Annotated in this window: 9 protein-coding genes; 4 read left to right on the forward strand and 5 right to left on the reverse strand. The window is 69.7% G+C overall.

What is annotated here, in order from left to right; all coding sequences use genetic code 11:
- Positions 1 to 137 precede the first annotated feature (137 nt).
- Entirely contained in the window at positions 138 to 794 is a 657-nt protein-coding gene (locus VGD70_RS22430; protein WP_331084414.1) for a TetR/AcrR family transcriptional regulator, read from the reverse strand.
- Positions 795 to 1,089: 295 nt separating this feature from the next.
- Between VGD70_RS22430 and VGD70_RS22435 the strand changes: the two genes are divergently transcribed.
- The gene (locus VGD70_RS22435) at positions 1,090 to 1,827 is read left to right on the forward strand and encodes an SDR family oxidoreductase (RefSeq protein WP_331084416.1); all 738 of its coding nucleotides are present in this window, start codon (positions 1,090 to 1,092) and stop codon (positions 1,825 to 1,827) included.
- A 221-nt stretch (positions 1,828 to 2,048) separates the two neighbouring features.
- On the opposite strand, the gene VGD70_RS22440 is transcribed toward VGD70_RS22435, so the two are convergent.
- Positions 2,049 to 2,648 (reverse strand): dihydrofolate reductase family protein, encoded by a 600-nt coding sequence (locus tag VGD70_RS22440; protein ID WP_331084418.1) that lies wholly within the window; start codon positions 2,646 to 2,648, stop codon positions 2,049 to 2,051.
- A complete protein-coding gene (locus VGD70_RS22445; RefSeq protein ID WP_331084420.1) occupies positions 2,645 to 3,496 on the reverse strand; it encodes a metalloregulator ArsR/SmtB family transcription factor in 852 nt (283 codons plus the stop codon). The genes VGD70_RS22440 and VGD70_RS22445 overlap by 4 nt, the downstream gene beginning before the upstream one ends.
- A gap of 245 nt (positions 3,497 to 3,741) precedes the next feature.
- On the opposite strand from VGD70_RS22445, the gene VGD70_RS22450 reads away from it, so the two are divergent.
- Both VGD70_RS22450 and VGD70_RS22455 read left to right on the forward strand, forming a co-directional pair.
- Positions 3,742 to 4,272 carry a hypothetical protein gene (locus tag VGD70_RS22450; RefSeq protein WP_331084422.1) on the forward strand — a complete coding sequence of 177 codons (531 nt, stop codon included), beginning with the start codon at positions 3,742 to 3,744 and terminating at the stop codon, positions 4,270 to 4,272.
- Between the two features lie 351 nt (positions 4,273 to 4,623).
- The gene (locus VGD70_RS22455; RefSeq protein WP_331084424.1) at positions 4,624 to 6,318 is read left to right on the forward strand and encodes a glycoside hydrolase family 13 protein; all 1,695 of its coding nucleotides are present in this window, start codon (positions 4,624 to 4,626) and stop codon (positions 6,316 to 6,318) included.
- Here the strand turns inward: VGD70_RS22455 and VGD70_RS22460 are convergent.
- Positions 6,285 to 7,931, reverse strand: coding sequence for an alpha-amylase family protein (locus VGD70_RS22460; protein WP_331084426.1), 1,647 nt, complete (start codon positions 7,929 to 7,931; stop codon positions 6,285 to 6,287). The two genes, VGD70_RS22455 and VGD70_RS22460, sit on opposite strands and share 34 nt — an antisense overlap.
- 205 nt (positions 7,932 to 8,136) lie before the next feature.
- Between VGD70_RS22460 and VGD70_RS22465 the strand changes: the two genes are divergently transcribed.
- Positions 8,137 to 8,664, forward strand: coding sequence for a phosphate-starvation-inducible PsiE family protein (locus VGD70_RS22465; RefSeq protein WP_331084428.1), 528 nt, complete (start codon positions 8,137 to 8,139; stop codon positions 8,662 to 8,664).
- Positions 8,665 to 8,669: 5 nt separating this feature from the next.
- On the opposite strand, the gene VGD70_RS22470 is transcribed toward VGD70_RS22465, so the two are convergent.
- Complete coding sequence (locus tag VGD70_RS22470; protein WP_331084430.1) at positions 8,670 to 8,954, reverse strand: SemiSWEET transporter; 285 nt, start codon at positions 8,952 to 8,954, stop codon at positions 8,670 to 8,672.
- Positions 8,955 to 9,440: the final 486 nt, after the last annotated feature.

Consider the following 9,440-nt stretch of genomic DNA (forward strand, 5'->3'; position numbering starts at 1 on the left):
AGTTCGGCCTGCTCCTCGTCGAGGTAGATATTCGTCCGCTTCATACACCACATCACACACCAGTCGTCGCCGCGACGATGATCCGGCGGTTCGCTGTCCCCTCGGCCTGTGGAACGCGAGGAAGGCGACCACGTGCTCTACTCGGCAGCAACCACGCGATTTTCAGCTGCTCTCGCGCGTCGAGGCGTGCGCCGGGTGCCGGGTGGTGGCGGTGACGGCGCGAACGCGGCGTCGACGAGGGCCTTGGCGACGCCGGCGGCGGCCTTGGAAACGCTGGGATCGTGGTCCATCCACGCGGAGACACCGGCCCCGTCGTAGACCAGGACCAGTTGCTTGGCAAGGGCTTCGGGCTCGGGCGCGCCGGCGGCGTAGGCCAGGTCGAGGAACAGCGAGCGCACCCACATCCGGTATTCCTCGGTGGGCTTCTCCACGGCCTCGCTCGTGTCGGATTCCGCACTGGCGCACATGAACGCACAACCCCGGAAGTCGGGCTCGGCGAAGAGCTGGCCCTGCACCTCGAAGACGCCGACGAGCCGCTCGCGGGTCGTGCGGTAACGGGCCTGGAGTTCCCGGGCCATGCGCTCCCGGGTCTGGGTGTGGCGGCCCCTGAGGTAGGCGCGAACCAGTTCTTCCTTGCTGCCAAAGGTGTTGTACAGCGACGCCTTGGCCACGCCGGCCCGTTTGATCACCTGGTCAATGCCCACCGAGTTCACGCCCTCGGCGTAGAACAACTCATCGGCGGCGGCCAGAAGCCGTCCGCGTGCCGACGTCCGGGTCTTCCTCTCCTCAACCATGACTCCAACAATATCAGACCGACTTGTCTACTGAACTAGCAAACAGGACAGCTAGACAGATCGGTTCAAATGAGCCATCCCGGTGGCCCAGCTGTGGCTCCCTCCATGCGTCGTCCGTGATCCACGCAACATCTTGGCTTTTCCGCCCCTTGAGACGCCTCGTGCGCAGGTGGCGGAGGCTCGTCATGGAGAACGTGGACCACTCAGCGACGTTGACACGAGCAGACAGGGCGGTCTAGTTTGGGGACATCGGGTGAGGCAACGAGTCTATCCTTGGCGAGAGGGAGACCGGATCATGACGGACGACGTCGACATGGACGCACGGCGGACAGCTCTGGTGACCGGCGCAACCTCGGGCATCGGCCGGGCGACGGCCCTGGCACTGGCCGTGGACGGGTTCCACGTGTTCGTACACGGCCGAGACTCCGTCCGCGGCGCCGCGGTCGTGGAGGCGATCGAGAAGGTCGGCGGCACTGGCACCTTTGTCGCCGCCGACCTCACCGACATCCGCGCGATCGAGCAACTGGCGGCGGCGGTCGGAGACGTCGACGTCCTCGTCAACAACGCCGGGTTCTCCTGGTTCGGCCCCACCGCAGACCTGGCGGCGGACACGTTCGACGCGCTGTTCGCGGCCAACGTGCGCTCCGCCTACTTCCTGGTGGCGGCGCTCGCACCGAAGATGGCCGAGCGCGGCCGGGGAAGCATCATCAACCTCGGCAGCATGGTGGGGCAGATCGGACTTGCTGGGAGCGCCGCCTATGGCGCGACCAAGGCGGCGCTGGCCGCGCTGACCCGCGGGTGGGCCGCGGAGTTCAGCCCGCGCGGCGTGCGGGTGAACACCATCGCGCCCGGACCGGCTTACACCGGCGGCGCGGCGGCGGACCGCATCGCAGCACTTGGTGAGACCACCCTGCTCGCGCGCGCCGCGCAGGCCGAGGAGATCGCCACCGTGATCGCGTTCCTCGCCTCGCCGGCGTCCGGATACATCACCGGGGCGGTGATCCCGGCTGACGGTGGACGCACCGCCGTCTGACCCGCACCACCTGGCCGGATCGTCGCATGCAAGGAAGGCGACGAGCCGATCTCCGAGCAGTCGGTCGTCGCCCAACACACCGCGATCGGGATCTACGGCGCGGCGAAGCATTGCGGGCAACACGAGCTGCGCGGCGTACACCTGGTGCGTCATGTTGACCGCCCACGTCTCGCACGTCCCACCCGGGGTGACTGCGGTGTCCACATAGGACACCGCAGTCATCAGCGTGCGCGGTCGTAGACCAGGGCGATCTCGCCCAGCTCGCCGGTCTCCTGGTGCGTGAGCGTCCACTTCGAAGCCGGCAGGCCGTCGTCGAACAGCCGCTGCCCACCGCCGGCGATCTCGGGGGAGATCATGAGATACAGCCGGTCGAGCAGATCCGCCGAAAGCAGCGCCTTGATGACGCTCGCGCTGCTGTTGACCAGGACGTCGCCCGCGCCGGTGGCCTTGAGCTCGGCGGCGACGTCCGCGGCGGGGGCGTTCACCACGCGGGTGCGATCCCACGGCGCCTCGGTCAACGTCGTCGAGAGGACCACCTTCTCCACGTCGACCAGCCACTTCGCGTACCCGCGATCACGAGGATCGGCATTCTCGTCGCCGGCGACCGACGGCCAGTACTCCATGAATCCCTCGGCGTTGAGCCGGCCGAGCAGCGCCGTCGTCGCGGACTCCCAGATGCGGGTGAGGTGCCTTCGCGCGACCTCGGTGGTCGCGTACGCGACGATCGCACCGAGATCACCAGGCCCGCCGGGGCCGTTGTAGCGCCCGTCGAGGGTGAGGTTGATGTTCGCGGTGATCCTGCGGCCGGTCGAGTCGGTCATGACTGTCGTTCCTTGTCCTTGGTAAGTGCCTTGGTAAGTGCCTTGGTGGTGCGCTGGGATGCGCCGACGGCGTCGGCGAGGTTGTCGAGCACCTGGCCCCAGCCGGCGTCGATCCCGGCGATGTAGGGGACGGCCTCGACGGTCGTTTCGGTGATGCGCAGGCCAAGTCGCAGCCGGGTGCCGCCCGGGGCCGCGGTGAGCGCCAGGTCGTAGTGGCCGGTGAACGAGACCGCCCCCGCCTCGTCCCGTACCGAAAGGTCGAACACGAGGTGCTCCGGTTCCTTCGCGGCGTGGACGGTTCCCTCGGAGCGATACCGCCCGTCGGCATCGCGGTACTCGAGGACGGCGCGCCCGCCCACCCGCGGCTCGAGAGCGCAGTTGGTGACGGTCATCGGCGGCGAGGCCCACCAGGACGCCAGCAGGTCCGGGTCGACCCAATGCCGCCAGACGACGTCCCGGGGCGCGGCCAGCACGCGCTCGAACAAGAAGGTACGACCGTCCGCCCACCGATCCCGGTCCGCGACCGCGGACTCCGCTTCGATGGCCGTGCGGTACCGCGCGATGACGTCTCGCTCGTCCTCGTGCGCCTCGGTGGTCTCGACCAGTTCCCGCAGCCGATGCACGAGAGCCGTCAGGGGCGCGGTTTCGACCGCGTAGACGCGACGTTGCCCGAGCGGGAAGACGGTGACGAGGCCGGCGCGGGCGAGGGTCTGGAGGTGCTTGGTGGTCTGCGGCTGCCGTAACCCAGTCAGCTCGGCCAGCTCACCGACCGACCGGGGCCGCTCGGCGAGGAGTTCCACTATGCGCCACCGCGCCGTGTCCCCAAGTGCTGATGCGATCCGATCCATGGGCCAAAGTATTCATCTATCAGAATATTCGTGTCAAGGAATATCTTGAGCTGTTTGTGAAGCGTGGCGCGGGGCCGACGTTCAGGCACCATCCGCACGATCGCCACCGACACTCTGTCCACATCGGACGGTGGCACAGTCGAGCACGCCCGAATCTCACCGGACCCGAGGTCTCGCTGAACCTTCCGTGGCTCCGCCGCGTAACTACCGCCACGGACGCCGACGCGCATCCGATGGGAGGCATGATGTCTACTCAGGACAGAAGGCACACGACGACGGCCCTCGCGGTCTTCTCCATGCTCGGTACGGCCGCCGTTCTGGCTGCCTGCGGCACGAGCGGTTCGGCCGGCGACACCGCCACGTCGTCGACGACGGTCGCCGTGCACACCGAGGACCATTCCGGGCTCGGCCGGATTCTCGTTGACTCATCAGGGAAGACCCTGTACTTCACCGACCAGGAGGCCGACGGCACCGTCCGCTGCGTCGGCACCTGCCTGCAGTTCTGGTTCCCGGCCGAGAGCGGGGACGCGCCGAGCGTGCCGGGCGTGCCGGCGCTCGACGTGGTGCGCCGCGCCGACAGCGGGCACACCCAGCTCACCTACCAGGGCAAACCGCTCTACACGTTCCAGCTGGACGAAGCCGCCGGCGATGCCAACGGACACGACGTCGAGGACGACTTCGTCGGCACGCACTTCGTCTGGCACGCCGTCATCCTCGGTGAGAGCACGCCAGCCCCCACCACGGGCGGTGGCGGCTACGGTGGTGGCGGCTACTGAACGGCGCCGCGGCCACGTGACGCGCACGCCGGTCAGCGGCCCGTGGAAGCGGGCGGCGAGCTGCTCCCGGTAGCCGCTGATCCGGGTGTGCGTGCGCAAGATCGAGTACAGTCCTTTTTGGACCTTCTCCGGGGTTCGCGAAGTCCTGGTGCGCGCCGGGCCGCGCTGTAGGCGGGTGCTGCGGGTGTCGCCGCGCGGATCACGGCAGGGCGGGTCGAGGACCTGCGCCCCGACGAGTTCCGCGTCCTCCTGCGTGAGGAGCAGCCGGCTCGTCCGGTGCCCAGGCCAAGGTGCGATCGGGAACCGCCCCCGGCACGGTTTGAACGCCGTCCCGGCGGGTAGGAGCGGGCGATGAACGTAACTGACCCGGCGGACACCCGGAGCACGGCCGCGCGCGGCCGGTGGTGGTGCGACGCCGTCGTGTACGAGATCTATCTGCGCAGCCTCACCGACCGGGCGGGCGCGGACGGGGTCGGCGACATCAACGGGGTGCGGTACCGGCTGCGGTACCTGCGTGAGCTCGGCGTGGACGCGCTCTGGATCACCCCGTGGTACCGCTCGCCCATGGCCGACGGTGGTTACGACATCGCCGACTACCGCGACATCGACCCGCTGTTCGGCACGCTCGACGACGCGCAGGCGCTGATCGGCGAGGTGCACGAGCACGGCATGCGGATCATCATCGACCTCGTCCCGAACCACACCTCCAGTCAGCACCCGTGGTTCCAGGAGGCGCTGGCCGCCGGGCCCGGGTCGCGGGCGCGGGAGCGCTACATCTTCCGGCCCGGCCGCGCGCCGGGCGAGCCGCCCAACGACTGGCGCAGCGTGTTCGGCGGTCCGGCGTGGACGCAGGTCCCCGACGGCGAGTGGTATCTGCACCTGTTCGCGCCCGAGCAACCCGACCTCAACTGGCGCGACCCCGAGGTGCGCGAGGAGTTCGAGGACATCCTGCGGTTCTGGCTCGACCGTGGTGTCGACGGGTTCCGCATCGACGTCGCCCATGGCCTGATCAAGGACGCCGACCTGCGCGACCTCGGCATCGGCGAGGCGGAACTGGTCGAGCCCCCGCACCTGACGGACCACCCGCACTGGGACCGGCCGGAGATCCACGACATCTACCGCGCCTGGCGCCGGATCACCGAGTCCTACGGCGCCGACCGGATCTTCGTCGCGGAGACCTGGGTCGACGAGCCCGGCCGCGTCGCCAGCTACGTCCGGCCCGACGAGCTGCACACCGCGTTTAACTTCGACTTCCTGCGCAGCTCCTGGGAGCCTCGCGCGCTGCGCTCGGTGATCGACGCGAGCATCGAGGCGCTCAGGGCCGTCGGCGCACCCGTGACCTGGGTGCTGTCCAGCCACGACGTGATCCGCCACCTCACCCGCTTCGGCCAGCCGCACACCGACACCCCCGGAGCCGACCACGGGCAATTGCCGGCGGCGGACCTGGTGCTGGGCACCCGCCGAGCGCGCGCGGCGACCCTGCTGATGCTGGCCCTACCCGGAAGCGCGTACCTCTACCAGGGTGAGGAGCTCGGCCTCGAGGAGGTCGAGGACCTCCCGGACGAGGTGCTCCAGGACCCGGTCTGGCACCGCTCCGGCCACACGGTGCGGGGCCGCGACGGCTGCCGGGTTCCCCTGCCGTGGCGCGGCCCCGTCCCGCCGTTCGACTTCGCCCCGGACGGCGTCGCGCCCTGGCTGCCGCAACCGCGGCACTGGGTCGAGAAGACCGCCGAGCTGCAGGCCGGCCGGCCGGAGTCGATGCTGAGCCTCTACCGCGAGGCGCTGGCCATGCGCCGGACCGACGAGGCACTCGGGGACGGCCCACTGTCGTGGCTGGACTCGCCGCCCGAGATCCTGCTGTTCCGGCGCGACCCCGGACTCGTGTGCGCGGTCAACCTCGGCGAGACGCTGTGGCAGCTGCCCGACCACAAGCTGGTGCTGCTGGCCAGCGAGCCCGTGGTCGACGGCAAGCTGGCGCCGGACACCGCGGCCTGGCTGGAGGTGTCGTCCGGTCAGGGGTTGTGGCGCAGCCGGATCCAGCGATAGCCGTAGCCGTTCAGGTCGACGGCGCCGAGATCGACCTCCTCCGGGTAGTCGTCGTCGGCGACCACGCTCAGCGGCCGGCCGGGCCGGTCGGCCTGCAGCCCGACCTCGACCCGGCACGGCACGTCGGCGAGGTTGTGCAGGAAGAGCATCGCGCCGGCCTCCCCGGTCGCCCGGTGCACCAGAACGTGCGGCGGATCGACGTCGAGCATCGTGTGGTTTCCGGAACCGATCTCCTCGCACTCGCGGAGGCTGTGGAGGGTGCGTTCGAACCAGACCAGCAGGCTGTTCACGTCCCGTCGCTCGTCGGTCACGTTGACCTGCTGGTACCCGTAGGGACCAGCGCTGATCACGGGTACCGGGAGGGTGGCGGGATCCGCGCGGGAGAACCCGGCGTTGACGGTGTCGTCCCACTGCATCGGCGTGCGGATCGCCTCCCGCTCGCGCAGCTCGAGGTTCTCGCCCATGCCGATCTCGTCCCCGTACCGGATCACCGGTGTCCCGGGCATGGTGAACTGCAGGCTGTAGGCCAGCTCGATGCGGCGGCGGTCGCCGCCGAGCATGGGCGCGAGGCGGCGCCGGATGCCCCGGTCGTAGAGCTGCATGTCCGGATCGGGGCCGAAGGCCTCGAACACCTCCTGGCGTTCCTCCGGGGTGAGCCGGCCGAGGTCGACCTCGTCGTGGTTGCGCAGGAACGTCGCCCACTGGCCGTAGCGGGGCAGGTCGGGCAGCTCCCGCACGGTCGCGATGATCGGCCGGGCGTCCTCGCGGGCGAGCGCGAGCATGATCGCCTGGTTGAGCCGGAACGCGAAGATCAGCTGGATCCGGCTGGCCGAACCGTCCGCGTGGCCGAAGTACTCGAGCACCTCGTCGTCGGGCACGTTCGCCTCGGCCAGCAGCGCCGCGTCCCCGCGCAGCCACGACACCCGCTCGCGCAGCTCACGGTAGAACGCGTAGTCCAGATCGCCCTTGCCGATCGACCCGGGCGCCTTCGGCTCGATCACGAACGGCGCCGCGTCGATCCGGTAGCCGGAGACCCCCACCCGTAACCAGGCCTCGGCGATCTTCTTGATCTCCTCGCGCACCTCGGGGTTCTCGGTGTTGAGGTCGGGCTCGAAGGAGTAGAACCGGTGCCGGTACCACGCGCCGGCCTGCTCGTCGTAGGTCCACACCTCGGACTCCACGCCGGGGAAGACCTGCCCCTCGAACCGGTCCGGCGGCTCGGTGTCGGACCAGACGTACCAGTCGCGGTACAGCGAGTCACGGTCCGCGCGGGCGGACCGGAACCACGGATGCTCGTCGCTGGTGTGGTTGACCACGAAGTCCAGCATCACCCGGATCCCGCGTTCGCCCGCCCCGTTGAGGAACTGGCAGAAGTCCCCGAAGCTGCCGTACCGCGCGTGCACGCCGTAGTGGTCGGTGACGTCGTACCCGCCGTCGCGCTTGGGCGAGGGGTGGATCGGGTTGAGCCAGATCGTCGTCACCCCCAGCCGCGACAGGTAGTCCAGCCGGCGCACCATCCCGGCGAAGTCGCCGACACCGTCGTCGTCGGTGTCCTGGAACAGCCCGACGTCGACCGAGTAGATCACCGCGTTGCGATACCAGCGTTCGACCATGCGGCCGGGGGTGCCCACCGCTCGCGTGTCTACTCCGGATCGGGCGGCCGCCGTCCTGGCGGGCGAAGTCCCCGCCGGGTTTTGGTGCTGCCAGGTCGAGGTCGCGCGATCGCCGACCAGCGAGACTTGGTGGCCGTGATCGGCGACGGGAGGAGCGGCGTGGTCCGGATCAGCGTGGCGGCGGACCGATGCTCCCGCGAGGACGATGTGGAACCCCGGCTCACCCGGCGGCCGGCCGGACAAGCACGACACCCGTAGCGCGGTAGCCGTGCGGGGCAAGCGGATCGAGCGCGTTCTCCGGATCTTCGGGGCGGCCGAGGACGCCATCCACGTGCTCGTGGCGATCCTGCTCGTCGGGCTGGCGGCCGGGCTGCTGGGCGGCGCGGTGGTCGACGTGGTTCGCGCGCTGCGCGGCCAGCACGTCGAGCTGCCGGTCGCGCTGGCCATTCTCGACAAGACGCTGGTCCTGTTCATCGTGGCCGAGCTCCTGCACTCCGTCCGGATCACGATCGAGCACGGCGGCCGGCTCAACGCGGAGCCGTTCCTGGTCGTCGGGCTGATCTCGGGGGTGCGCCGGGTACTCGTCCTCACCGCGGAGGCCGAGGTGTCGTTCCGCTGGAACCCGCAGGGAATCGAGCTCAGCATCCTGGCGGCGCTGATCCTCGCGATGGCGCTGGCGATCCTGATCTGGCGCCGCTCCACCCGCCGCGGTGAGGAATCGACGGAGCTCTGAGCGGCTCACCCGACCGGACTCGTCGACCGTGCCCGCTGTCTCCTCCGGGTCTCGTCCAGCTTGATGCCGATGAGGAACAGCAGCAGGACCAGCGTCGTCACGTTCGCCAGGATCACCGCGAGATCGCCGCGGGCTATCCCGTAGACTATCCACAGCGTCACACCCATCGTGAGCACGATGAGGTAGAGCCACGAGAAGTCGCGGGTGGACCTGGTCCGCCACGATCGCACGACCTGGGGCACCCAGCACACGGTGGTGAGGATGCCCGCGAGAAGGCCGACGATGGTCATGAACTGAACTCTCCCTGGCGCGAGCCGACCTTCACGGTGAGCTCCTGCTGTTGTCCCTTACGTGTCCCTTGCGTGTCCCTTTGCGGACGACGACGAGCTTCGTCGCGTCGCCGACGGCGTGCGCGTTGGTCGTCACCGTGTTCTCCCGCGGTACCACCCCGCCGCCCGGCCCGCAGGCGGCCCCGAGTTCGTGAAGTCGGCCATCGACACCTGGTACCCGGGCAGCTCGCGGGGCAACCGGCGCCATGGCGAAATCGACCGGCCAGGCCGGTTTCGACGGCCCGTCCTTGTCCTGTCAGGCCGATAGGCGGCCGAATCGGGTTGGCGGTGCGGGGCTCTCGTCCAGGTGTCAACGGCGCGAGTCGCTACGCCAACCGTCGACTCCCGGCCTGGGCTGGTGTCCCGGTCTCGGCGAGTCCGGTCAGGGCCTGCGGCAGTGGGCCCTCGTGCAGGACGCCGAGGCGTTGGGTGGCGCGGGTGAGGGCG

The sequence above is a fragment of the Actinophytocola sp. genome (assembly GCF_036402745.1).
Classification (GTDB): domain Bacteria; phylum Actinomycetota; class Actinomycetes; order Mycobacteriales; family Pseudonocardiaceae; genus Actinophytocola.